Source organism: Massilia rhizosphaerae, from assembly GCF_016093545.1.
Taxonomy (GTDB): Bacteria; Pseudomonadota; Gammaproteobacteria; order Burkholderiales; family Burkholderiaceae_D; genus Telluria; species Telluria rhizosphaerae.
In genome coordinates this window covers 86,506-111,608 of sequence record NZ_JADKYX010000025.1, presented here as the reverse complement: position 1 = coordinate 111,608, position 25,103 = coordinate 86,506, and the positions used below count along the sequence as shown (strand labels likewise).

Genomic DNA, 25,103 nt, shown 5'->3' with positions numbered 1-25,103 from the left:
GGCGGCAGAAGCGGTTCCATCTGCTCCCAAATCTCATCTGGCAAACGCCAGCCATCGTCTTGCTTCAGCATGCCCATGATAGTTCTCCTGATCATGGGCTTAGACTCAAAAATGCGTCAGATGTCCCCCTGGATGAGCTCTACTGGGATACGCTCTTAGTACCAAAATCCCAGCAAGAAGCGGTAGCGGACGGGGCGTTCTCTTTATCCATGACTCGTTAGGTGTCGAGTGTCGGCTGGACGGGAAGGTGGCAACGAGGCGACCATGTTAACGACGTGGCGAGAACGCTCGAGCCGGGAACGGTGATCGCGAATTTCATGCTCAAGGATGGCAGATGGTTTATCCGAGCGCCCACGGATACCATGCTGCGCTATTCATCGGAGGGGAGTCGTACAGTGGAGGCAAGGCAATGCCCATCCGGATGTTCGATCAGTGGCGCGGCAAATGGCCCAGCTTTGCCACAGCCCGCAGGGAACATCGGGTTAATCGGGATGCATTGGATTCTGTTCTGTACGCCTGCTTGATTTACCTTTTGACGCAAGATTTTTGTCGTTCGTATGGCTAACGCTACTAGGCGTCCAAACAGTCCCGATGGCGATCTTGGCAAGCTTCTTCTTGCGGCCGTACCACAGGTTGACCACCCCGCGGGAAACGAACACCGCCGAGAACATCGAGGTCAGGATGCCCAGGCAGTGCACGATGGCGAAGCCGCGCACCGGACCCGAGCCAAACACCAGCAGCGCCAGGCCGACGATCAGCGTGGTCACGTTCGAGTCCAGGATGGTAGCCCATGCGCGCTCGAAACCGGCCGCGATCGCCGCCTGCGGCGTGTTCCCGTTGCGCAGTTCCTCGCGGATGCGCTCGTTGATCAGCACGTTCGAGTCGATCGCCATACCGAGCGCCAGCGCGATTGCCGCGATACCCGGCAGGGTCAGCGTCGCCTGCAGGCGCGACAGGATGGCCAGCAGGAACAGCAGGTTGCAGGCCAGCGCCACCACGCTGAAGAAGCCGAACAGCCGGTAGTAGACGATCGTGAAGACCGCAATCGCGACGAAGCCCCACATGGTCGAGTGCAGGCCTTTCGCGATGTTTTCGGCGCCCAACTGCGGGCCGACCACCCGTTCCTCGACGAAGTCCATCGGCGCCGATAACGCGCCGGCACGCAGCAGCAGGGCTAGCTCGGCTGCTTTCTCAGGCGTGCCCAGGCCGGTGATCTGGAAGCGTGATCCCAATTCAGTCGTGATGGTCGCGTTTGACAGCACCGTGTACTTGCCCTTTTCCTTTAAGAGCACGGCCATTTGCTTACCGACACGCGAGCGTGTCGCTTCGCGCATCTTGCGGCCGCCGTCGCCGTTCAGGTCCAGGAGGACGATAGGTTGCTGATTCTGGTCGAAGCTGGCGGAAGCGCTGGAGATGTAATCTCCCGTCAGGAAAGTATCTTTTGATACAACAGCAGGAGCGCCAGGACCTTGGGAAAATAGTTCCGAGTTCAGCGGAATCGTCGAGGTCGATTCGGTGCCGCGGGTGACCGAATCGTCGACCATGCGGAATTCCAGGGTCGCGGTGCGGCCGATGATGTCCTTCGCATGGGCCACATCTTGCTCGCCCGGCAGCTCGACCACGATGCGGTCCTTGCCCTGCTGCTGGATCACCGGCTCATTCACGCCCAGCTCGTTGATGCGCTTGCCGAGGGTGCTGATGTTCTGCTTCACGCCGTCTTCCACCATGCGCTGCAGCGCCTCCGGCTTGAGGGTGACGATCAGCTTCATGTCGGTGCCGTCGGCGGCGTCCGCGAATTGCAGGTCGGGGTTCTGGCGCGCCAGCACGTTGCGCGCTTGGTCGCGGGCGGCGGCATCGCGGAAGCTGATCACGACGCGCTCGCCGACGCGGTCGATGCCGGCGTGGCGCACGTTCGCCTCGCGCAGCTGGCTGCGCGCCGCGGCCTGGATCGCCTTGATGCGGGTTTCCGCAACCGCCCTGGTGTCCACCTGCAGCAGGAAGTGCACGCCGCCGCGCAGGTCCAGGCCGAGGTTCATCGGCAGGGCGCGCAGCTTCTGCATCCACAGCGGGGTGTTCTTGGACAGGTTGACCGTGACGATGTAGTCCGGGTCGGTCGGGTCGCGGTTCAGGTCGCGCTCGAGCGCCGCCTTGGCCTTGAACTGGGCGTCCGGCGTGGCGAAGCGGGCGCGCACGGCGGTGCTGTCGCCGGCGCCTTCCAGCACCACGTCCTCGGCCGGGATGCCGTCGCGCTTGAGCGAGTCGGCCACCTGGGTGACGGTGCCGCTGTTGATGCGCACCGTTTGCTTGCCGGTCGTAACCTGCAGCGCCGGCGAGTCCCCGAAATAGTTAGGCGCCGTGTACAGCAGGCCCAGCAGCACTGTCACGAGGATCAGAATGTATTTCCACAATGGATAACGATTCATGTTCTCAACCTTGTTAAGCGATCGTGTAAGTCTCTACAGTTGACCGATCTTGGTCCTTCGACTCAGCATAGCAGCTTGCTTTCCCGAAAAATTCACAGACTGTCACGAAAAGTTGCTGTCGACCCATTGCGGACATCCGCAGGGACGCCGCAGCCCAATCGTAGAATTCCGTGCTACCGCGCGTACGATTCGAGGTAGCCACAATTCGTACAACGGAAAGTTCGCACGTTATATGTCACCTTGCCTTTGATAGTCATCCTCCCTAGGAATGACTTTTCATCAGGGCTACCCGACACCCAGACTTCCGATGACAAGTCGTTGTAATGACCCTTCTCCAGCAAAAATCCTTCTTCCATACTTGAATGGCATTTTGCACACTCATAAGACATACACGTTTTCCTTTAGCATCTTCAAATCGCTCGTGGTCGAACGACTGCTTCTGGCCGAACTCCGCTGTTCAGCCCAGAATCACATTTAGTCGAGCCGCAAAAACCATGAGTGGCATGACAGGCAGCACCGAACCAAAAACGGTCACGCAGCCACCGATAACGCATCCTTGCCTGCTTCCAAACCTCAGGTTTTTGCCTGTTGACCACAATCGCCCGCGAAGCGAGACTGGTAATCGCGCGGCAGGACGCCCAGTTGTGCCACGAACGCGCGCCGCAAGTTGTATGCAGTGCCATGGCCGCTCTCGCGCGCAGCTTGCTTGACCGTCATCGCCGGTTGTTCGAGCAGCAGGCAGGCGGCTTCCATGCGTAAGCGCGCGAGGAGCTGGGCCGGTGTCAGGTCAGCCTCCTCCCGCAATTTGCGATGCAGCGATCGCACGGACAGTGTGCACGCCATCGCCATCATGCCGACGTCGATTTTTTGTGCCAAACGTGGACGAAGCCAGGCAGTCAGCTGCGCAGCGACGCCGCGCGGACGCGATTGCGCCAGCAGCTCGGCGCTGAACTGACGCTGGCCGCCAGGACGCTTCAGGAAAAGCACCATGCGCTTGGCGACCGCCAACGCCACCTCGCGCCCCAGATCTTCTTCGACCAGGCTGAGCGTGAGATCCATGCCTGCACTGATTCCGGCCGAGGTATAGAACTTGCCGTCGCGGACGTGCAAAGCGTCGTTCTGCACAAGCAAGGATGGGTGCTCGCTGCGCAGCGCCGCGATGTCGGCCCAATGCGTGACCGCGCGCCGTCCTGCGAGCAGTCCTGCCCGCGCGAGCACGAAGCTCCCCGTGCAAACGGCGCAGCAGCGTGCGGCCGCGTTACCGGCTTGCCGAACCCAATCCAGCATGGCGCGCTCGTCGGGATGGCCACAGGATGGCAGATCCTCAACCCGGCCGCCGGCCACGATCACGGTTGCCCCGGCCAGGTTCTGGCTCGGCAACGGATCGGCGACAAGGTTCACGCCGGACGAAGATACGACGGCGCCGCCACGGACGGCGACGAGATGAATGCGATATGGAAGCGGCAGGCCGGCATCACGCGCTTCGTCGTTTGCCGTGGAAAACACCTGGATCGGACCGGTTGCATCCAACAGCAGGAAATTCGGGAAAACCAGCAGCCACACATCGATCGCTGCAGCGGGGATGCCAATGCCTTGTGATACAGAATGTCTGCTCATATTGGCAGATATTCATCCATAACTGACATTTGTGTCAAACGCATCGCAATTAATATCGACGCTATTGGTCTGGTCAGAAATCATCCTTAGGAAAAGAGCCATATGAAGTTTTTGCTGCGCCTTACGCTGCCGCTTCTATTACTCGGCCCAAGCGCCCACGCCATCGTCATACGTCACGATCAACCGGATGCGCGCTACCGCGTCGACACGCAAACCATTCCGGTGCTGGTCGATCTGCCCGACGAAGGCCATGGCACCCTCATCGCCCCGCGCTGGGTGATTACCGCCGCGCATGCGGTCGGCATGATGCAGTCCATGCCCGAAGAACACTTCGTGATCATTCATGGAACGAAGCGCGCGGTGAGCCGCATTGTCGTCTATCCCGATTACCCTGCTTCGCGAGACGCTTGGCGAGCGCTGTTCAAGCAAGTCAAAACCGCAAGGCCCGATGCATTTGTCCACCAATACATGGCGGCCATGGCTGCCATGCACGACATTGCCCTTCTGGAACTCGCAGAGCCCGTCAATGATGTTACGCCCATGCCCATCGATCGTGGTCACGCCAGGGTTGGCATGGTGGCGACGTTGTACGGCGCTGGCGCCACAGGCACCGATCTCACCGGCGCCGCGGACAATGCGAGCCATCGCACGCGATTGCGGCGCGCGCAGGATCGCCTGACTCGGACCGATGGCGCCTGGCTACGTTACGTGTTCGATTGCAGCGCCAACGCACCACCGCTCAGCGGCGCCACGGCGGGCGGCGATAGCGGCGGTCCGGTCACCATTGATGTGGACGGGCGCACCTATTTGGCAGGTGTCATCCATGGCCTGGATGGAACAGCCGAGGAAGTAAAAGATATTGTTCAGCAAATGCAGGACGGCACCTTCCGCATGGGGATATGCGGACAGCAGTTTGCGGCCGCACGAGTGGGCTTTTATGCGGAATGGATCGATCAGACGATAGCCGGTCATTGACGTCGCATGGCAATGACAGGTCGCTGGGAACAGCCTCGACCGAAGGGCCGCTCCTGGCCGAACTCGGCCGACCCAGACAGACGCTCATCGCTCTTGGCCGAATTTTGTCGGTCAGACGTGCGGTCTGAACAGGCCATGGTCTCCCCCAAACGACTCCCGTTTTAGTCACTTCGACCCGCCACGACGGACGCGCCGCAATGCAAGTCCGAAGACAGTCAGGCTGACTGCCAGTGCTGGCACCAAAGTCACGACGAGGTTGCCATCTGGTGTGGACCATGACACCACACCAGCTGTTATGAAGGCAGCGATAGACCCGAGGAGGATGGCTACGACTGGCAACTTGGGTGACAAGCGTTCGCCCTGATCCTCATTATTCACAGCCTTGTCCTCCAACATGTTCCAGGTGGCCGCTTCTGGCCCAGGCCGTGTAAAAACAAAGGCAGAACGCTGGGCCTCTAGAACCTGGTTGAGATTAGTTTCAGCACGCGACGGGCGCCCCAGTCGCGCCACACCTTCTTCTCAGTCTTCCGGCAAGGTGATCAAAATAATTGCCCGGAGTGGGCCATATAGTCGCAGAAAAAGGGCATACGCCCTGATCGCATCCATAACCGCCGCGATCCCGAGCAGTGCCATCAAGCGCTTGAGGTTATAGGCAAGCACGTGCAGGCTCATCTCGGTCTTCACGCGTTCCAAACCCTTCGTCAAGAAGTGCGCCGAACCCATCCACGCTTTGATCGTTCCGTACGGATGCTCGACCGTGGAACGCCGAATTCGCATGGCGTCAGGGCTTTGTTCAAGACGCGTCTGCATAGAGTCAAGTACGGCCTGGTGCTCCCAGCGCGTTACCCGTCTATTCGGGCTTGGCGTGCACTTTTCCTTGAGCAGGCACCCTTGGCAATTCGAGCTCCAGTACCGGTGGTTTGTCATGCCTTTCTCGACAGTCGCAAAACGCCAGATCAGTGCCTGGCCTGCCGGACAACGGTACTCGTTCTTTTGCGGATCATAAATGAAATCCGCCTTGTCGAACCGCCCGTCGGCCTTGGCGCCCGAGGTCTTCGTCGGTGGCACCAGGGCGAAGATTCCGGCCTCGTGACAGGCGAGGATTTCCTCACCCTTGAAGTAGCCACGGTCGGCAATAGCGGTCAATATCGGTGTGCCGATGACCGTGCGTGCCTTCTTGGCCATCCCGGACAGTTGATCGCGATCGCTGCCGTTGTTTGTCACATCGTGTTCGACGATCAAATGATGTCTGGTGTCGACCGCGGTTTGGACGTTGTAGCCGACGATTCCGCTGCCCCGTGTCATCATCGAGCGAGCATCCGGATCGGTCAGCGAAATCTGCGTTTCCCCTGTCTTTTCAAGCTTCGCTTCAATTTCCCGGAGCTTGACCATCTGCTCCTTCAACGACGCAATTTTGTCGTTGAGGCGGACAGTTTTTGCTTGTTTGGCAGTAGGTTCCTGCCGGTCGGCCGTGTCGAGCTCTGCCAGGTAGCGAGTGATGTTGGCCTCGATCTCCTCCATCCGGCGCTTGAGCTTGGCGTCAGTGAAGTTACGATCGCTGCTGTTGACGGCCTTGAACTTGCTGCCGTCGATTGCGACCACCGCATCCGAAAACAATTCGAGCTGCTGGCACACCACAACGAACTGACGGCAGACATTACGAATGCCCTTGCCGTTGTCCTTGCGGAAGTTCGCTATCGTCTTGAAGTCGGGGCGCAGGCGCTGCGTCAGCCACATCAGTTCGACGTTGCGCTGGGCTTCCCGCTCAAGCCGCCGGCTCGACTGGATACGATTGAGATAGCCGTAAACGTAGAGCTTCAGAAGCACGGCCGGGTGGTAAGCGGGTCGGCCCGTTTTCGCCGGGTGCACGCGTTTGAAGCCAAGGCCGGCAAGGTCCAACTCTTCCACGAAAACATCGACGACACGTACCGGATTGTCTGCCGCCACGTAGTCGTCCAGGAGCTCGGGCAACAGCGTCCCCTGTCCTCGATCCTCGCCTTCGATAAAGCGCTTCATGTCGCATCCGTATTGATGAGATACTGGCTCAACGTTTACTGGGTCGGTTCCGCTTACCTGAGCCTATGTTTTTACACAGCCTGGGCCGATAGCGGACGATCAATATGGCTCAGTGTACGAGCTTGTTGTTGACAGGACAAGTCGGACGGCGCCGGCAGCTCTTGGTTGTTGTGGCGGACCTTATTGGTTTGTGGCGGACTTTATGAGCGCGCCACATCAGCCTAAGCCACATCAGCCTAATGTTGGCGGTTTTTGCCTCGTCTAGCGCGACCGCCATCGAACCACGCATGCGCGAACACCTGGCGCTCCCTGGACGAAATCGCTTGTACAAGGATGTAATTTCAAAGGTCCGATATTGTCACATTTGCACTATATTTCGTTGCATACTTCGCAAGTTGTAAAAACGTGACGGGCGTTTCCGTGCTAGTTGCCAAGCCTTAACTGTTATACTGACGCCCCCGCGCCCGTGGCCCAGAAGGCCGCGCGCGACAGCAGACTGGTAAGCCTTACGATGATCGACAACCTGGCCGCAACCGCCGCCGACCCCCATTCTCCGGTGCAAGACGAGATCGACCCGCTGCAGGCCCACTTTCAGGAGGGCGTGGCGCCGGACGAGGTCGAGCAGGTGTACCACCTCAAGCGTGCGCAGCCCATGCTGCAGGCGTTCACGGCGCTGTTCCACGGCTCGCAGGACGGCGTCATCGTGCGCCTGCTCGTGCTGCGCGAACTGGCGTCCGACGCGATGGACTCGGCGTTTTCGCGCGCCGACATCAACACGAAATTCGCCTACCTGATCCCGGAAAGCCTGGAGACGGTGCTCGGCCGCCTCCGCAGCCACGGCCTGCTCGCCTGGGACAACCCGGCCGCCGTCTACCGCATCACGCCGCTGGCGCGCAACGTGCTGGCCGCGCTCGACACCTTGCTGGCGCTCGGCAAGCCGGAAGAGGACGAGGCCGAGATGGGCTTCCTGCTGTCGCAGGTGGCGGGCGCCCAGGCCGTCGGCGGGGTCACCGTCGACCAGTTGAAGCACCTGCTGGGCCGCCTCGTCGAATTGCACGAGGAATTCCGCGACGCCATCGCGTCCGGTTCCGAATTCCGCCTGCGCGCCTCGCAGGCGAAGTGGCACATGGCGTGCGACTGGGTCGAGAAGGGCTCCGTGATCCTGCGCGCCATCACGTCCGACGAGCGTGCCGATTCGGCCACGCACCGGGCCGCGCAGGCGATCGGCCGCGCCCAGTCGCAGCTGCTCAACATGCAGGGGATGTTCTCGCGCGCGCTGAACCAGATCGAACGCCAGCGCGTGCACCTGGGCCAGTCGGGCCTGTCGACGACGGACATCAAGCGCTGGCTGCTCGCGCACGACGACCTCGCGCGCCTGGCCGAGGATGCGATCGACCGTCCGGTCGTCCCGCTGTTCGCGACGCCGGCCGAGATGATCGACGTGGCCGAGACGGAGCTCATGATGGAGCGCGCCGTGAACGTGGCGCCGACCGGCCTGCCGAGCGGCGAGGACGCGGCCATGACCATCAACGACAATCCGGCGATGCAGGCGGAGCTGGACGACTGGATCCGGCGCCTGGCCGATTTTGCCAACCTGGACAACTTCCCCGTCATGGCCGAGGGCGCGCCACGGAGCGTGCCGATCGAGGAATCGCTGCTGCCGGCCAGCTTCGCCGTCGCGTCGTACCGTGCCTCGCTGCTACCGCTGCTGGGCGACCCGGCCGAAGCGAACCTGCAGGGCCCGACCGCCGACCTGGCGCGCCTGCCCGTGCGCTTCGACTCGGCCGACGAACTGGTGCCGCTGGACGATCCGCATATCGCGGCGATCTCGCGCGCGACCCTCTCACTGAATCTCGATCTACCGAGTACTCCGGAAAGCAAGACGCAAGATGAATGACGATGCACAAATCCTGATCGCGCGACTGCTCACGCACCAGACGCTGCGCCGTGACGACAAGATGGTCAAGCGCGCGCTGTCCGACGACCTGTTCCGCACTGAGCTCGACAAGCGCCTGCTCGAATGCGGCCTGAAGCTGCTCGACAACGTGTACGCCGACCACGTGACGCTGGCCCTGCACCGCAACGTCGAACCGAAGATCTTCGGCGCCAAGGACATCTGGCAGAACAATAATTTCGGCCTCACGCGCGACGGCGTGGCGCTGCTCGTCGTGCTGTGGGCGCAGATCATCCTGCCCAAGCGCCAGCGCCAGGAAACGCACCAGGCCATCGACGTCGACCAGTCCGACATGTTCGACAAGGACAATCCGATCCCGCGCGCCGAGGATACCTCGATCGGCATCTCGTACACGACGCTGCTCGCGGACTTCGGCGACAAGCTGGGCAAGAAGACCCGCATGGACATGAACCTGGGCCTGTTGTCGAAGCTCGGCTTCATCGAGCGCCGCGGCGACGTGATCCTGGAAGGTCCGCTGCTGGACCTCTTGATGGACACCGACGTGCTCAAGGAACGCATCATCAACGGCGCGCTGGCCGACGTGTTCAAGCGCGCGCCGCTGGCCGCCGCGCCGCGCCGCCACGTCAGCGAAGCCGCCAACGACGAGCCGCAGGAAGCGCCCGAGGCCGCCGCCGCCGCCGACACCGACATCGATACGCCCCAAGCCTAAGATACCCGCATGTTCCACATCAAATCACTCGAGCTGGTCCACTGGGACTACTGGCAGCGCATCAAGAACATCCCGCTCGACGCCAAGATCATCACCATCGCCGGCCAGAACGGCTCCGGCAAGACGACCTTGCTGGACGCGCTGCGCACCTTGTTCGGCCTCGATTGCTCGATGGGCCGCACCTATAAACACTACGCGCGCCACTCGGGCCAGCAGAGCGCCTGGCTGCGCGCCGTCGTCGACAACAAGCCGGTCGGCCGCCAGCTGTCGAACCGGCCGTTCCGCCACTCCGGCTTCTTCAGCGACGACGAAGTCACGCTGTTCTGCCAGGTGCAGAAGAACGGCGGCGACTGGAAGCGCCAATACCTGATGCGGCCCGGGAATATCCAGATCGAGGAAGTGACGGAAGCCACCGACTGGCTCGGCGTCGAGAACTACCGCAAGCGCCTCGCGTCGGCCGGTCTGTCGCCGGCGATGTCGAAGGTCCTCGCGCTGGAGCAGGGCGAGACGGATAAACTGTGCGAATACGCGCCGCGCCAGCTGCTGGATCTCGTGTTCCAGGTGTTCGGCGACAAGGAAGTGCTGGACGCGTACGACGAAGCGAAGCGCCACCAGCGCGACACCGAGGCGGAACTCAAGCGCTTCGAGGCCGAGCTGGAAACCTCGCGCATCAACCTGGAAGGCCTGCGCCTGCGCGTGGCCAACTACCATCAGTGGGAAGACCTCAACAAGGAACGCCGCGCCCTCGTCGAGGAAGTGTTGCCGAGCCTCGAATACCACGAGGCGCGCGAAAAGGCCGCGAACGTCAGCCGCGCGCTGCGCGAGGCGAAGAAGCCGCTGATGCAGGCCGACAGTCTTCTGAGCGAAAAGCGCAACGCGCTGGCCGCGCAGCAGCGCGCGCTGACCGAAGCGCAGCAGCAGGAAGTGAAGCTCGAACAGGAAGCCAATGAACTGGCGGGCCGCCTGACGCAGGTGAACGCCAAGCTGAAACCGCTGGAAAGCCTGCTCGAACAAAAGGAACGCCTGAATAAACTGGCGGCCGATGCCGGCGCGGACATCGCGGAAGTGGCGAGCCAGCTGGAAGCGAAAGAGGCGGAACTGGCGAAGAAGAAGGCCGAGCGCGAGGCGCTGGCGACCAGGATCGCCGGTGAACTGGCGACGATCAGCGCGCTGCAGGGCAAGACGACGATGCCCGAGCCGGAAGCCCAGCGCCAGATGCGCCGCGCGCTGCGCGACGCGGGCATCCCGCACGCCATGCTGTCGGACATCGTCGAAGTAACGGATCCGAAATGGCAGGGCGCGGTCGAGGGCGTGCTGGGCGGCTACGCGTCGGTCGTGCTGCTGGAGCGCGCGAAGGACGCGCCGGCCGCGTATAAACTCGCGGAGAAGGAGCGCTACCGCCACTTCATCGTGCCCGACTGCGTCGACGCCCCCGTCGTGAAGGACGACACCTTGCTGTCCGTCGTGCGCTTCTCGTCGAAGGCGCCGTCCTGGCTGATCGACCAGCTGGAGCGCATCGAGCGCGTGGAGTCCGTCGACGCCGGTTTCAAGAGCGACGCGGACGAGTGGATCACGCCGGACGCGTACCACCGCGAACGCCGCGGCGGCCGCTCGCTGTTCGTGGAGCCGTCGCGCTACCGCTTCGGCGCGGCGGGCAAGACGCAGCGCCTGGAAGCCATCCAGAAGGCGCTGCCGTCGCTGGAGGCGCAGGAAGACACGTTGACGCTGGCGATCAGCAAGCTGGCGGCGGAAGTGTCGGCGCTGCGCGTGCGCATCGCCGGCGTGGACGCGGCGAAGGAACTGTCCGCGCGCCAGGCCGAGTTCGAGGAAGCGACCCGCGCGCTGGAACCGCTGAAGGCCGAACGCCTGCAGGTCGGCGCGCGCCTGGGCGAGCTGCAGGTCCTGATCAAGAACGCGACCGTCACGCGCACGCGTGCCGACACCGTCTGGCAGAACGCCCGCATGGCGCTGTCGGAAGCGGAAGCGGGCATGCGCCTGAACAACCGCCGCGTGATCGAGCAGCGCAGCGAGCACGCGCGCGAGCTGCTCACGTTGCGCCGCTCGTGGCGCCACGTGCCGAAGTCGTGGCGCAGCGCGCAGCAGCGCGCGGCCCTCGTCGCGACGCACCAGAACGCGCACCAGGTCAAGCTGCGCATGAATTCCCTCGACGCGTCGCTGGCGCGCAGCGACTGGGAGCAGGACCCGACCGTCATCGACCAGTACGGGCGCCTGAACGACCAGCTGTCCGGCCGCCAGGTCGAGACGGAGGAGCGCCGCTACCAGAACAACCGCGCGATCGAGGCGACGGACAATGCGCGCGGCGCCTACATCGAGCGCCTGCGCTACACGATCAAGACCTATTCGAAGAACATCCGGGAGCTGGGCGAGCTGGCGAACATCGACGTCTCGGTCGACCCGGTCCGGCTGGAGAACGACGACGTGCAGCTGGCGCAGGCCGGCCTGCACGTGCGCTTCAAGTTCGACGGCAAGGGCCAGATCGGCATGAACGACGGCGAGGCGTCGGGCGGCCAGCAGGTCATGAAGTCGCTCGTGCTGCTCATCGGCCTGTTGAAATCGGAAGAGGGCTCCGGCGGCTTCGTGTTCATCGACGAACCGTTCGCCCACCTGGACATCCGCAATATCCAGCTGGTCGGCGAGTTCCTGAAAAACACCGACGCGCAATACCTCATGACGACGCCGCTGACGCACAACACGGACGTCTACGATCCGTCCGACCTCACGCTCATCACGAGCAAGAAGAAGAAGGACGTGCAGTGGGCGCAGCCGATCTTCGTGCTGCAGCGACGGCAGCAGGACGATCCAGACGCGAAGGCGGCTTGATCCGCGTCCGGCCCCGATGAAAAACGGCCGGCGTCCGCGAGGGCGCCGGCCGTTCGTTCATGCGCGCCCGACTCAGGCCGTCGGCAGCGTCAGGTGCCCGTTCGCGCTGTTGACGAAGGCGTGCGCCACGTCGATCGCGCCCACGATCTTGACGACGTAGTCGGCGCCGTCGATCGTGCCGTCGGCATTCGCGTCGACGACGAGAAAGTTCACGTCCTGCGTGCCCGTGCCCGTGCCGAAGTCGACGAACGCCGCCTCCACGGTGCCCACGTGGAAGCTGTGGCCGACCGCCGTGTTGATGAGGCCCAGCAGCGCCGTCCCCGTTTCCGTTCCCGTGAGCGCCGTCTGGCTCGCCAGCGTGTAAAAGCCGGCGATGCTGGCCGCGCCGAAGTCGAACACCTGGTTGTGCGCGGCGGTTCCCGTCGCGTTCACGGTGATGGTATCGAAGCCGGAGGCGAGGGTATCGCCCGCCACGACGGTCGATTCCTGCGCGGCGCGGTAGACGAAGGTGCTGCCGCCGGCCGTGGCGGTGATCGTGTCCGCGCCGGCGCCGCCGTAGATCGCGCTGGTCACGTGGAAGTCCGAATTGTCCGCCGTGCCGAGGGCGGTGATCTGGTCGTTGCCGTCGTAGCCCCAGACGTACTGGCCCTGCAGCGTGTCCGCGCCGGCCGTGCCCAGGGCGTAGGTGATGCCGTTGTCGGTATGGACGTCCGCGCTCGGGCCGACGCCGAGCGTGCCTTGCACGGCCGTGGCCTGCACGCCGAACGTGACCGTGCCGGCGGTGGCCTCGCCGATCTGCACCGACGCATTGCTGCCGTCGGTCAGGTAGACGTGCGCGGCCTGCATGCTGGTCAGGGAGATGCCCGTATCCATCGCCTGCGCCGAGTACGCGACGAACGGGCCGTCGATGATCACCGGCTTCGTGTAGGTGGCGAGGCCGCCCAGCGACGTGACGCTCACCGCGATGCCGGGGTCCGAACCGGACAGGTCGACATCGTGCAGCGTGACCGTCCTCGCCGTCGTGTCGACGGTGGCGCCCGGCGCCGCGACGAAGGCGGTGTCGCCGATCTGGACGGCGACGCCGGCGCCTGCGGCTATGGTGCCGGTATAGGTGAAGACCAGGTCGGCCTTGGTCGACGTCGTCTGGGTGCTGCCCTGGGCGCCGCCCGCGATGTGGTCGAAGGCCAGGCCCTGCGCGGGTGGGGCGCTCTCCAGCGTGTACGGCATGTCGGTGACGGCGCTGACGTTGCCGGCGGCGTCGACGACGCGAACCTGCAGCGTGTGCTGGCCATTGGCGATCCAGGCCGTCGCGTGGCCGCCGGCGTCCGGCGCGGCGCCGGGCACCCAGTTGGTGCCGTCGTCCGTGTACTGCCACGTCGCGCCGGCCTCGATGCCGCTGACCTGGATCTGGCCGGAATAGGTCACGTGGTCGGTGGCGCTCGCGCCCGTGTCGTTCACGAAGGCGACCGTCGGGGCGGCGGGCGCGGTCTTGTCCATGTCGACTTCGAGCGCGTTCGTCGTGCCCGTGTTGCCCGCGAGGTCGGTGACGACGTAGCGGATGAAGTGGGTGCCGTCGGCCAGCGGGTCGGAGTCCTTGGCGTCGGTCCAGGTGCCGTCCGCGCCCGTGTCCGACACCTGGAAGCCGACGCTGGCGGCGTTCTTCGCGCCGTACAGGTTGACCCAGTAGTTGTCCGTGTTGGTCAGGAGGCTGGTCGCGGCCAGGTCCTTGCCGTCCGCGCCCTGGAACGCGAGCCGCGCGTTCACCGACGTGAGGACCGTGTAGTCGAGCGAACCGACACTGAACGTCTCGGCACCGTTGACCTGGTCGAACGCGCGCACCAGCAGGCTGTGGGCGCCCGCGCCGAGGTCCGGCAGGACCACGCCGTCGGTGGTCGCGGCGGGACCCGCGGTCCAGGTCTGGCCGGCGTCCGTGCTGTACGACCAGACGGCCGTCGCATCCAGGCCGCCGACCTTGACCTGGCCGTTGCTGGTGATGTGGTCGGTGGCGCTCGCGCCGGTGTCCTGGACGAGCTGCACGGCCGGGGCGCCGGACAGCGCGTGGTCCATCACGATCGTGAGCGCGTTCGTCGGGGCCGTGTTGCCGGCCGCGTCGGTGACGACGTAGCGGATGAAGTGGGTGCCGTCGGCCAGCGGGTCGGAGTCCTTGGCGTCGGTCCAGGTGCCGTCCGCGCCCGTGTCCGACACCTGGAAGCCGACGGCCGCGGCACCTTTCGCGCCGTGCAGGTTGACCCAGTAGCCGTCCGTGTTGGTGGTGAGGCTGGTGACCGTCAGGTCGGTGCCGTCGGGGCCCTGGAAGGCGAGCTTCGGCGCGAACGACGTCTTCAGCGTGAACTGGAGCGAGCTGACGGCACTGACGTTGCCGGCCGCGTCGGTGCTGCGCACCTGCAGCGTCTGGGCGCCGGTCACGGTGCTGTCGAACATCGCGAACCCGCTGGCGTTGGCGGCCGGGCCCGTGTGCCAGGCCTTGCCGTCGTAGCTGTATTCCCACGTCGCTCCGGCTTCCAGGCCGCTGACCTTGATCTGGCCATCGTTGGTGATGTGGTCGGTGGCGCTGATGCCGGTATCGGCGACCAGTGCGACCTTGGGTGTGGCGGGCGGGGTGGTATCGGCGGGCGGCGGGTTGGTGATGGCGCTCACCGCGGTCAATCCACCCTGGTCCGCGGCCTTGGCGACGTCATGCAGGCTGGCGCCGGCCGGCAGGGTGTCGACGAGGCCGGCCATGCCGCCGCCATGTTTCAGCGTCGCGAGCTGGCCGGCATCGCCGGCCGCGGCCTTGCCCACGCTGGCCAGCGCCTCGACCATCGCGACCGGATCGGCCTTGCCGTTGGACGAGGCGAGCAGCGTCGTCAGATTGCCGCTGTCGGCGAGGGCGGTGATGACGTCCGGGTTGTCGTGGGCCGTCTGGACGAGCGATTTGGTGGCCGTGATCAGCGACTGGAGGTCGGCCGCGCTCGTCGTGGGCGTGATCGCGGCGATCAGGACGCGCGCGGCTTCGACGGCGGCGTTGCCGTCGTAGGCCACGCCCGAGGCCGCTACATCGGCGGTGAACTGGGCCGCGGCTTGCTGGCGCAGGGTCGACAGTTGCGCGTCCGTGTTCTGGGCGGCGTTCAGGATCGCGATGGCGGCATCGGCGATGGTCATCGCACCGGTCTCGATGGCCTTCGTCCAGTAAGCGAGGCCGGCCTGGTCGGGGGCGCGGTTGAACAATTGCTGGTAGATATCGGCGATGCGATCGCTCGCGGTGGCGTTGCCGAACCGGGCCGTCGCTTCGGCGGATGTCGAGAACCCATCGATGATCGTGCTGAAGTCGCCGTTGTTGTGCGCGAGCACCTGCGACCAGTACGCCAGGCCCGTGGGATCGGCAGGACGGCCGTAATACGCGAGGTAGAAAGAATTGACGGCGGCGTCGTAATTGGTTGCCATGAAATAGTTCCTTGGTGTGGGCGGAAGACCGCTTATTTCCGCATGGAACTAAAACTATAGCATTGTGGAAATTAAAATTAACTTGAGGAAACTTAATATTGGCAAGATGTGGTTTTTCGTACATATCGCCGATCGTGCCGGTCCGGACAAGACCTGACCGGCGACCACGCGGGGAAGCAGCCCGCGCCCGACATCAGCCGGGCAGATCCTGGCGCAGGAATTGCGCGAGCGTGTTGCCGAAACCGTCCGGCGCGAACTGCGGTCCCGTTTCGACGTCGAGGATGCGGTCCGAATTCCAGCAGCGGCCGACGGCGAGTCCGGTGTTGGCCACCCCCTGGACGTTGAGGCCCGTACCGGCGAGCGAGTACGTGGCCTCCTCGACCGGATACAGCGCCGCCAGTTTCAGGTCGAGATCCCGGGTCAGGCCGCCCAGCAGGTCCATCATGCCGCTACGCAAGCCGATGACGGAGCGGCAATCCTGCGCGACGAAATTGATCAGCTCATCCTGTTTCAGCTTGACCGTGCGCATGCCGCGCGTATCCCAGTCGATGAAGGTCGAGTCCATGACCGGATTGAGTCCGTGGCGGTCGAGGTGGTCGTAGATGCCGTACCAGAATTCCGGCGCGAGGGGCCGGGCCGTGGTGGCGGCCGGCATGATCAGCGCATGGCCGGTGCCGCGCTGTTGCATCGACCGCCTGTTGGCCGCCAGTTCCGGGGCGTGAGCGATGTTCAACGGTTTCAGTTCGGCATTCAGCGGCAGTTCGAGGGCAAAGGCATACGATTCCGCCAGCGTGATCCGGCCTTGGCGGACCAGCTCGGTGTTCAGCCGGCCGTTGCCGATGACGTCGGTCCACACGACGTAAGGACACCCGGGTGTCAGGGAAGAAATCTCGAGCAGCTCTTCGTACAGGTCCTGGTACATGTCCGGAATATGGATCACGAAATCGGCGGCATCCGGAAAGTATTTGTGCATCCACATCTTGCTGTCCTTGAGCACCAGGCAGATCTTGTACCGGGAACGCAGCAGGCGCAGGAGGCCGAGCGTGTACGTGTGCTCGCCAAAATTCCCCCACGGGAAAACCAATACATAATCCTCGGCCTGCAGTCCGCTGCCGATCAGGGTCTTTTTCAGCGTCAGCAGCAGGTCGAGGGCTTGGTCCCTCCTGAGTTTGTGCATCGTACGGTACATTCGTTTCCCTTCAAATTTCGTTCGATAAGTGCACGTCGACGGATTGCAGGCCCGCGTCGCGTTCCAGATTGACGCTGTGCGCGGTCACCAGCCCGCCCGGTTTCCTGTCGTTGACGAGGACGCGTTCGCCTTTGGGCAGGTCATACAGGATCCGATCGTAGCGTAATCCGAATGCGCGCAGCGCCGCGGCCGTCTGCTCGGCTTCGTTGCTCATGCGCGCACTGAGGAGGATGATGCAGTCGTGCTCCGGGATGGCATCCCAGAATTCCTTCACGCCGGGCAGCAGCTGGTCCGGCCCGGTCTTGTGGCCGTTGTGCAGGAAAATCGTACCGTCGATGTCGATCAGCCAGGTATGGGGCAGGCAACTGAGGGTCAGCCGGGTCATAGGCGCGCCATGCCGCTTTCCAGCCAGTACAGGCCCAGGTAGAACGAGCCGATGACGGAATCGATGTCGTCTTTTACGTAGCCCGACAGGGCCAGCCAGATCAGACCGTGCAGGATTTCGATCCGCGCTTTGTCTTCGCCAAAATAGTCCGCAAAAATCTCGTGGGCCGTCTTCGAGAAATTCGTCTCGTCCATCAGGATCTCCACGGTTTCGTCGTCGACGTGGAGCTTGAATTTGCGGCGGTTGAATGCGTCGTAGCCGCCGACGGCCGAATAATAAACCTTGGCGAAGTCGTACCAGGCGTCGCCGAATACCCCCGGCTTGGCAAAATAGCCGCGCGGGTCGATGAACCAGACACGCAGCTTGTCGTCGACGAGCGTATTCGAGAACGTGGCGTCGCCGTGGATCGGCACGAACCGGGACGGCTGCAGCCGGGGCAAGAGCGACTCAAGAATGCCCGCATATTTCTCCGAAAAGAAGTTGCGGCACTTCTTGCCGTTGACGGTCATCGCGGCATGTTCGTAGCCGGGAATGATGCTGGCGACGCTGTGCACCCGGTCGAGCGTCTTCGAAATATAGACTTCCTTCACATCGTCCTGGTTCGCATCGATGGATGCCGTGTCGTGCAGGGCGATCAGGGAATCCAGGTAATCGGCCAGCACTGCGCGCTTTTCCCGCTCCGTCAGGTCGTTCATTTCGAAGGCATGTTGGCCGCGGATGCGTTCCATGACGAGCGGTTCGGTCGACATGATTTTCGGAATCCGGCGGAAGCCGAGCCGCTGCGCTTCCTCGTACCATCTGACTTCGTTATGGTGGACTTTTGCGTAGGCCGGATCGACGACGATTTTGCGGACGACGTCGCCCTCGATGTCGACCTGGTTGAAGAAACGGCAGAATCCCGCGCGGTCGTTGTTTTCCTCGATCGAGGAAAAGTCGCCCAGTTCTTCCAGCTGCGAGACGTCGAACAGCTCGAAGTCCGTGATGTTCGCGGCGAACCACTTGACGAATTCGCCGCCCTTGGGCGGTTGCGGCATCAGCGCTGCTTGCTTGAAATAGAACAGGCCGGGGATGCCGCTCACGGTCGAGGTGACCTCATGCAACTGCCCTTCGGGTGTCGCGGACCAGCGGCAGGTGAATGCGGAGGTCGTGGCGACGACGGGATGGTCCACTTCCGGCCAGTCGGGCTTGGCGCCGAGAATCAGGTCGCTCCAGGTCAGCATCAGCGGCAGTTCGGGGTCGGTCTGTTCCAGGGCGGCGGCGATACCGGACGCCGTGCCTTTTTCATCCGAACGAATCAACGTGTAATCGACGCCGGGCGGATTCACCTTCAGATATTTGACCAACTGGTCGAACGCGTAATCGCCGATCACGAAGAACTTGGCGTCGCGATACTTGTCGAACAAATGATACAAAAGCGGCTTGCCGCGTACCGAGACCAGGCATTTCGGCTTGTTCCACGTGTGATGCCGTAACCGGCTGCCGCGGCCGCCGGCCTGCACGATGATTTGGAGAGGGTGAGGGGTCATGCGGATTCCTTTACGACGAACAGGCATGTGCGGGGGCGTCCACATGGCGGCGCCGGCCCGTGACGCATCGGTCGATTCGGTAGCGCAGCTGATATGCGCCGGGCCTTCTGGACCGCCGTCATTCTGACCGCCTTGTCCCGAAACTGCAATAGCTGGTTGTTTCTCAAGAAATGGCGCCCGTGAAGATGATCACGACAGCGGATGCTCGCTCGCCGTTTCGCGGCCAGCCTGCAGGGACGTGGCCTCAGGCGCGCCGGTCCGATGGTCCCCCTGCGTCATCCGGCCCTGCAGCGCCTGGCACGCCGACTCCGCGATCGCGCGCCATTGCTCGCGCCGGACCATGGCACGCTTGCGGTGCTTGGACGGCATCTCGGCCAGCGGTTTCATGTAGAAGGGCAAGGTGATATGCCAGGCGCGGCCGGGCAGCTCGCGGCCGCCGAGGATGCGCCAGAAGCCGTCGTAGGCGTTGGCAAAGTGTTTTTCGTCGGACGGATCGTAGGCGCAGTGCCAGGCCGACTTGACGGCCATCACCTGCCCCATGCCCAGGGCCTGCGCGATCCCCTGCAAGGCGGCAAAGCAGAAGAAGCCGGGCGTGGTGACGAGCGGCGAGTTGCCCGGGAAGGCGCGCCGGAAGGCGTCGACCGCGTCGAGCGCACCAGTGCGGGGGCCCTGGTTGCGGGCGATGAAGGGCAGCATCCCGGGCCCGCCCGGCGCCGCGGTGCCGGCGAAGCGCTCGTCGACCCAGCTGAAGGACAGGCGATGCACGCACTTGCCGTCGGCCAGCAGGGACAGCGTCAGGTCGCCTTCCGCATTCAGGCGCTGCGCCATGCCGAGCCGGACTTCGACCCGGCCGCCGTCCGCCTCGTGGCACCACAGCACGAGACCGCCGTCGCGGTAGACGGCGTGCTTGTACGTTGCGTCGAACGTGGCGTCCTCGAAGCGGTAATGCGTGAGGACGCAGCGCACGCGCTGGCGCAGCGACAGGCCCTTGGCGAGATAGTTCCGGTGGCTCAGGTGGTGAAACACGTCGTCGTGGACCTGGGTCACGTAGTTGCGGTAGACGTCCATCGCGAGCAATTCCAGATGGGCGCGGCGGAACAGCAGCACGCGCAGGCTGCGCGCGATGCAGGCCGCCCAGGATGCGAACGGGTAATGGCGCCGCGCCATCCAATGGCGGGTGAGGAGGGTAAGGACCATGCGTGCTCCAGATGGGTGACTGGAGCCACGGAATACACGTCAATACGTGCGCGGCCCCGGCGGCCATTCTCCGCACGGTTATGCATGACGTATTGGAGGTGCGACAAATGCCGGCGGCGTGGCGCGACGGACGGTCGACCTATGCGATGTGGATCAAGATTTCGAGATGCCGGCCGCACGCGGTGCGCGTCCGGCGGTCGAATCACATGTCGCCGATTTCCTTGCGCATGCGCTGGCGCCAGCGCATCAGGCCGACCGAGAAGGTGGCGAAATACGCGGCCGTCAAGCCCAGGCACAGCATGGTGACGGGGCTGTCCGTGAAGCGCGGGTTAGGCCGGTTGCTGCCCTGGTTCATATAGATCTCGATGCCCAGGTAGATCACGCGCGCCACGAGCACCATGGCGACGAGGACACCCATGCGCGAGGGCGGCGTGAAGAAATAGCCTTCGGGCGTGTCTTCGAAACGCGTGCGGCGCAAGCCGTAGCTGCCGAGGGCGATGCCGGCGATGGCGCCGGCGGCCAGCGCGGCCAGCTGGAACGGCCGGTCGCCGAGTTCCGTGCCGGGGACGAGGACCATCGCGGCGAACACGATCACGCCCGTGTAGTGGCGCGACACGATCGAGCGCTGGCGCGTCATCTGGTTCTTGAGGCGCGAATAGATGCGCCAGACGAGCAGGGGGACGAGGGCGATGAGGGCGAGGGTGGTCAGACTCATGCGATGCGAATCACGGGTTCGTTGCGGCCGGTGCGGTGCGGCGGCGCCAGGAGAGCAGGCCGAACGCAAAACTCATGTAATAGCCGGCCAATACGCCGAAGATGACGAGGGTCAGCGGGCTCGACACGAACTCGCGGTGCTCGAACGAGCCCAGCGTGTAGAGCTCGTAGGCGCGCCAGGCCATGCGGCCCATGAACAGCAGGGCCACCGCGAGCCCGATCGGTGCGTGCGGGGTGAAGAAGAAGTCGGCGCCCACCTGTTCGAAGCGCGTCTTGCCGATCGCGATCCGGCCCAGCACGGCGCCGACGGGCAGTCCGGCCGCCATGCCCGCGAGGGCGATCGGATTCGTCTTGATGCTGACGACGGTCAGGAGCACGAGCAGCAGCGGAAAGAAGACGAGGGTCGTGCGGTGACGCCACGTCTTCGACCGCTGGCGGGTCGTCAGGCGCTTGACGCGGCTGACGATGCGCCACAGCACGAGCGGCGCGAGAACGACAACGACGGGAGCTGGCAACATGAGTTTCCTTGGGGTTCTTTCTGTCGAATCCGCCATTGTAATCCAGGCGCGCGTCGACATACCGCTGCCCATGGTAATGTTTTGGCATCTTCAGCAGGAGCCTCCCATGATTCCAGACCTGATCGCGACGCGGCGTACGATCCGGCACGACGCCCACCGTGCTCCCGATCCCGCACCCGTCGAAGAACCGCCGCCCGACCCGTTCGAGAATTCCGATCCGCACCAGCCGCCGATCCGCACGCCGCAGAACGACGAGCCGCCCATCGATCCGAATCCGAGCATCCTGCACTGACGCAGGTTGGGCGCCGGCCCAGCGGAGCACGCTAAGCCAGCAAGGCCGCGTGTTCCTGCAGCATGGCGGCCAGCAACTCCGCCATCAAGGTCACGCGTGGCGCACGGCGCACGTCCGGATGCACTGCCAGCCACAACGGGCGGCTCAGCACCTGGCCGTGTTCCGGATGCAGCACCAGCATCGGATCGCCGCGACCGAGGAAGTGCGGCAGCACGGCGACGCCCAGACCGGCGCGGCATGCGGCCAGCATGGCGGCCGCGTCGTTGGTCCAGAACGCATAGGGCCGGCCGGCCACGAATTTCGCCAGCCATTTCTGCTGGGGCGTGTCCTTCATCGCCTCGCCGTGGCCGATGAATTCCCATTCCTGCGCGGGCCGCTCGAACCAGCCGGGCGCCGCGTACAGGCCGTAGCCGGTCTGGGCCAGCGGCCGGGCCGCGAGGCCGTCCTGGCTTGGCCGCGCCATGCGCAGCGCCAGGTCGGCCTCGCGCCGGTACAGGTCGGCCTGGCGCACCTCTCCGATGATCTCCAGCGCGATCGCGGGCCAGCGCGCGCGCAATGCGGCCAGGCGCGGCACGAGGAAGGCGCTGGCGAAGACCGGCGGCGCCGACAGCCGCACCACGCCCCGCAACGTGGACGCGCCCGCGCCGGCGCGGGCAAACGCGAGCGCCTCGTCCTCGACGCGGCGCGCCTGGGCCAGCAATTCCTCGCCTTCCGCGGTCAGTATCCAATTCTTCGGCAGACGGTCGAACAGGCGCACGCCCAGGCGCGTCTCGAGCATGCCGATGCGGCGCGCGACGGTCGAATGCTCGACGCGCAGCACGCGCGCCGTCGCGCTCAGCTTGCCCTGGCGCGCCAGTTCGACGAAATAACGGATGTCGTCCCAGTCGAGGGTGCCGGCGTCGGGCTGACTTATGGATTTTTGCACGGTCATTGGCGATTTTTTGGGATTTCGGGCGATTTTTGATCAATCTACCATGGGAGCCTCTTACACCACGAACATCGGGAGAATGAAATGGACGAATTGATCGAACACGTGCGCATCCACCGCCAGGGCGGCGCCGACGAACTGGAAGTCGAGCGGATCGCGCTCGCGCCGCCGGGGCCCGGCGAAGTGCGCGTGCGCCAGCAGGCCGTCGGCGTGAATTTCGTCGACGTGTATCACCGCAACGGGCTGTATCCGCTGGCGCAGCTGCCGGCCACGCTGGGCGTCGAGGGGGCGGGCGTCGTCGAGGCGCTGGGGCCGGGCGTGAGCGGATTCGCGCCGGGCCAGCGCGTCGCGTACACGGGGCTGATCGGCGGCTACGCGGCGGTGCGCAACGTACCGCTCGAGCGCCTCGTCGCCGTGCCGGACGACGTGGACCTGGACGCAATCGCCGGCGGCCTGCTGCGCGGGCTCACGGCGCACATGCTGTTCGCGCACGTGCGCCAGCTTCGCCCCGGCGACACCGTCCTCGTGCATGCCGCCGCCGGCGGTCTCGGGCTCGTGCTGACCCAGTGGGCGAGCGCGCTCGGCGCGCGCGTGATCGGCACCGTCGGCAGCCGCGACAAGGCGGCGCTCGCGCTGGCGCACGGCGCCGAACGGGTCGTGTTGTATCGCGACGAAGATTTCGTGGCGGCGGCGCGCGACTTCGGCGGCGGCCGCGGCGTCGACTTTGCCATCGACGGCATCGGCGGCGCGACCCTGCTGCGCACCTTCGACGCCGTGCGGCCCTACGGCATGGCGGCCAGCGTCGGCCAGGCCGGCGGCAGCATCGAGCCGGTCGACCTGATGCAGATCGGACGGACGCGCGGGATCGCGTTCTCCCGCCCGAGCGTGATGCAGTTCATGACCGAGCCCGGCCTGTACCACGAGGGTGCGCAGGCCACGCTGGCGCGGCTGGCCGCGGGGCTGCGGGTGCCGGTCGGCCTGGACCTGCCGCTCGCGCGCGCGGCCGAGGCGCATGCCGCGATGGAGGCGGGGCGGACGAGCGGCGCCGTGCTGCTGCGGCCCGATACGGGTCGTTCAAAAAACGCTTGACCAACGCATAACCGGCTGGTTATGATTAAACCCATAGCCAACCGGTTATAAATAGCCATGACAGAAGCCCACGATATTCTTTTCCGGACACTCGGCGACCCCACGCGGCGCGCCATTTTCGAGTCGCTGTGCCGCGACGGCGAGCAGACGGTCGGCGCCCTCACGGCGCGGGCCGGCATCTCGCAGCCGGCCGTGTCCAAGCATCTGGGCCTCCTGAAGCAGGCCGGGCTCGTGCGCGATCGGCATGAAGGACGCCAGACGCATTACACTGCACAGCTCGGCGCGCTCGCACCGCTGACCGATTGGACGACGCAAATGGCCCGGTTCTGGGAGAGCCGGTTCGATGACCTGGAAGACCTGTTGAAAAGGATGGACCAATGAACGATACCTCGCTCCAAACGCGCACCGTCACCGTCGAACGTGAATTTGCCCACGCCCCGGAAAAGATCTGGCGCGCACTGACCCAGCCTCACCTCATCGAGGCGTGGCTGATGAAGAACGATTTCGTGCCTGCCCTGAACCACCGCTTCAAGCTCAGCGGCGACTGGGGTTCCGTCGATTGCGAGGTGCTGGAGATCGAGCCGAACCGGTCGTTGTCCTACACGTGGGCCGCGATGGGCCTCGACAGCGTCGTCACCTGGACCCTGACCCCGACGGGCGCGGGCACGCACCTCAAGGTGGAACAGACGGGCTTCCAGCCGGGCCAGGATGCGGCCTACAATGGTGCAAAATATGGCTGGAACAAATTCACCACCGCCCTCGACGAGGTGCTGGCGAAGCTCGACGATTAAGCCAAAGGAGGCGACATGAAGCAGGAGAATGCGTCCACGGACATGCCGGCGTCCGCCCTGATCGACCGGCGCATTGCCGACCTGGGCGACTGGCGCGGCGATACGCTGGCCCGGGTCCGGGCACTCATCAAGGAAGCGGTGCCGGGCGTCGTCGAAGAGTGGAAGTGGATGGGCACGCCCGTGTGGAACAGCCAGGGTATCCTCTGCACGGGCGAGTCGTACAAATCGCACGTGAAGCTGACCTTCCTGAAAGGCGCGTCGCTGGACGATCCCTCCGGCCTGTTCAACTCCAGCCTGGACGGCAACGCCCGGCGCGCCATCGACATCCACGAAGGCGAGCAGCTCGATGCCACCGCGTTCCGTGCGCTCATCCGCGCCGCGGCGGCCCTCAACGCGGCCGCCAAAGCGAAGCCGAAACGCGCGAAAGCCGCCGCCTGAATTCGGGGTCAGAGCACTTTTTCGCGCAAATTCGGGGTCAGAGCACTTTCTCGAGAAATGTCTTGGCGAATTCGTCAGCGCGGGCCGGAGCCTTGG

General features: G+C 64.4%; 19 protein-coding genes and 1 pseudogene. 9 read left to right on the top strand and 11 right to left on the bottom strand.

Annotated elements, in window-relative coordinates; all coding sequences use genetic code 11:
- Positions 1 to 482: 482 nt before the first annotated feature.
- Positions 483 to 2,423 (bottom strand): protein translocase subunit SecD, encoded by a 1,941-nt coding sequence (gene secD, locus ISF28_RS27135; RefSeq protein ID WP_198120305.1) that lies wholly within the window; start codon positions 2,421 to 2,423, stop codon positions 483 to 485.
- A gap of 573 nt (positions 2,424 to 2,996) precedes the next feature.
- Complete coding sequence (locus ISF28_RS27130; RefSeq protein WP_198120304.1) at positions 2,997 to 4,040, bottom strand: GlxA family transcriptional regulator; 1,044 nt, start codon at positions 4,038 to 4,040, stop codon at positions 2,997 to 2,999.
- Positions 4,041 to 4,142: 102 nt separating this feature from the next.
- Between ISF28_RS27130 and ISF28_RS27125 the strand changes: the two genes are divergently transcribed.
- Positions 4,143 to 5,015 (top strand): S1 family peptidase, encoded by an 873-nt coding sequence (locus ISF28_RS27125; protein ID WP_198120303.1) that lies wholly within the window; start codon positions 4,143 to 4,145, stop codon positions 5,013 to 5,015.
- Positions 5,016 to 5,603: 588 nt separating this feature from the next.
- Here the strand turns inward: ISF28_RS27125 and ISF28_RS27120 are convergent.
- Positions 5,604 to 7,031, bottom strand: a pseudogene (locus ISF28_RS27120) (IS1182 family transposase); the annotation flags it as partial.
- Between the two features lie 511 nt (positions 7,032 to 7,542).
- Here ISF28_RS27120 and ISF28_RS27115 point away from each other — a divergent pair.
- From ISF28_RS27115 to ISF28_RS27105, 3 genes are read left to right on the top strand one after another with little or no spacing between them, the layout of a single operon-like run.
- Positions 7,543 to 8,928 (top strand): hypothetical protein, encoded by a 1,386-nt coding sequence (locus ISF28_RS27115; RefSeq protein ID WP_198120302.1) that lies wholly within the window; start codon positions 7,543 to 7,545, stop codon positions 8,926 to 8,928.
- On the top strand, positions 8,921 to 9,655 hold the full coding sequence (locus ISF28_RS27110) for a hypothetical protein (protein WP_198120301.1): 735 nt from the start codon (positions 8,921 to 8,923) through the stop codon (positions 9,653 to 9,655). The genes ISF28_RS27115 and ISF28_RS27110 overlap by 8 nt, the downstream gene beginning before the upstream one ends.
- 9 nt (positions 9,656 to 9,664) lie before the next feature.
- Positions 9,665 to 12,496, top strand: a complete 2,832-nt coding sequence (locus ISF28_RS27105; RefSeq protein WP_198120300.1) for an ATP-binding protein — start codon at positions 9,665 to 9,667, stop codon at positions 12,494 to 12,496.
- Positions 12,497 to 12,568: 72 nt separating this feature from the next.
- On the opposite strand, the gene ISF28_RS27100 is transcribed toward ISF28_RS27105, so the two are convergent.
- The 7 genes from ISF28_RS27100 to ISF28_RS27070 form a co-directional block, all read right to left on the bottom strand.
- On the bottom strand, positions 12,569 to 15,940 hold the full coding sequence (locus tag ISF28_RS27100; protein WP_198120299.1) for an Ig-like domain-containing protein: 3,372 nt from the start codon (positions 15,938 to 15,940) through the stop codon (positions 12,569 to 12,571).
- A 193-nt stretch (positions 15,941 to 16,133) separates the two neighbouring features.
- The gene (locus tag ISF28_RS27095; protein WP_198120298.1) at positions 16,134 to 17,129 is read right to left on the bottom strand and encodes a hypothetical protein; all 996 of its coding nucleotides are present in this window, start codon (positions 17,127 to 17,129) and stop codon (positions 16,134 to 16,136) included.
- A 10-nt stretch (positions 17,130 to 17,139) separates the two neighbouring features.
- Entirely contained in the window at positions 17,140 to 17,514 is a 375-nt protein-coding gene (locus ISF28_RS27090) for an HAD family hydrolase (RefSeq protein ID WP_198120297.1), read from the bottom strand.
- Complete coding sequence (locus ISF28_RS27085) at positions 17,511 to 19,040, bottom strand: NTP transferase domain-containing protein (RefSeq protein WP_198120296.1); 1,530 nt, start codon at positions 19,038 to 19,040, stop codon at positions 17,511 to 17,513. The genes ISF28_RS27090 and ISF28_RS27085 overlap by 4 nt, the downstream gene beginning before the upstream one ends.
- A 189-nt stretch (positions 19,041 to 19,229) precedes the next feature.
- Entirely contained in the window at positions 19,230 to 20,237 is a 1,008-nt protein-coding gene (locus ISF28_RS27080; RefSeq protein WP_198120295.1) for a DUF535 family protein, read from the bottom strand.
- A gap of 202 nt (positions 20,238 to 20,439) precedes the next feature.
- Entirely contained in the window at positions 20,440 to 20,952 is a 513-nt protein-coding gene (locus ISF28_RS27075) for a CcdC protein domain-containing protein (protein WP_198120294.1), read from the bottom strand.
- 10 nt (positions 20,953 to 20,962) lie between these two features.
- Positions 20,963 to 21,469: a CcdC protein domain-containing protein gene (locus ISF28_RS27070; RefSeq protein ID WP_198120293.1), complete on the bottom strand. Its 507-nt coding sequence runs from the start codon at positions 21,467 to 21,469 to the stop codon at positions 20,963 to 20,965.
- Between the two features lie 106 nt (positions 21,470 to 21,575).
- On the opposite strand from ISF28_RS27070, the gene ISF28_RS27065 reads away from it, so the two are divergent.
- The gene (locus tag ISF28_RS27065; protein ID WP_198120292.1) at positions 21,576 to 21,761 is read left to right on the top strand and encodes a hypothetical protein; all 186 of its coding nucleotides are present in this window, start codon (positions 21,576 to 21,578) and stop codon (positions 21,759 to 21,761) included.
- Positions 21,762 to 21,792: 31 nt separating this feature from the next.
- On the opposite strand, the gene ISF28_RS27060 is transcribed toward ISF28_RS27065, so the two are convergent.
- On the bottom strand, positions 21,793 to 22,692 hold the full coding sequence (locus tag ISF28_RS27060; RefSeq protein ID WP_198120291.1) for a LysR family transcriptional regulator: 900 nt from the start codon (positions 22,690 to 22,692) through the stop codon (positions 21,793 to 21,795).
- Positions 22,693 to 22,773: 81 nt separating this feature from the next.
- Here ISF28_RS27060 and ISF28_RS27055 point away from each other — a divergent pair, with 81 nt between their 5' ends.
- From ISF28_RS27055 to ISF28_RS27040, 4 genes are read left to right on the top strand one after another with little or no spacing between them, the layout of a single operon-like run.
- Positions 22,774 to 23,778 (top strand): quinone oxidoreductase family protein, encoded by a 1,005-nt coding sequence (locus ISF28_RS27055; protein ID WP_198120290.1) that lies wholly within the window; start codon positions 22,774 to 22,776, stop codon positions 23,776 to 23,778.
- Positions 23,779 to 23,835: 57 nt separating this feature from the next.
- Positions 23,836 to 24,159, top strand: a complete 324-nt coding sequence (locus tag ISF28_RS27050) for an ArsR/SmtB family transcription factor (RefSeq protein WP_198120289.1) — start codon at positions 23,836 to 23,838, stop codon at positions 24,157 to 24,159.
- Positions 24,156 to 24,569 carry an SRPBCC family protein gene (locus tag ISF28_RS27045; RefSeq protein ID WP_198120288.1) on the top strand — a complete coding sequence of 138 codons (414 nt, stop codon included), beginning with the start codon at positions 24,156 to 24,158 and terminating at the stop codon, positions 24,567 to 24,569. The genes ISF28_RS27050 and ISF28_RS27045 overlap by 4 nt, the downstream gene beginning before the upstream one ends.
- 15 nt (positions 24,570 to 24,584) lie before the next feature.
- Positions 24,585 to 25,007: a DUF1801 domain-containing protein gene (locus ISF28_RS27040; protein WP_198120287.1), complete on the top strand. Its 423-nt coding sequence runs from the start codon at positions 24,585 to 24,587 to the stop codon at positions 25,005 to 25,007.
- Positions 25,008 to 25,103 lie beyond the last annotated feature (96 nt).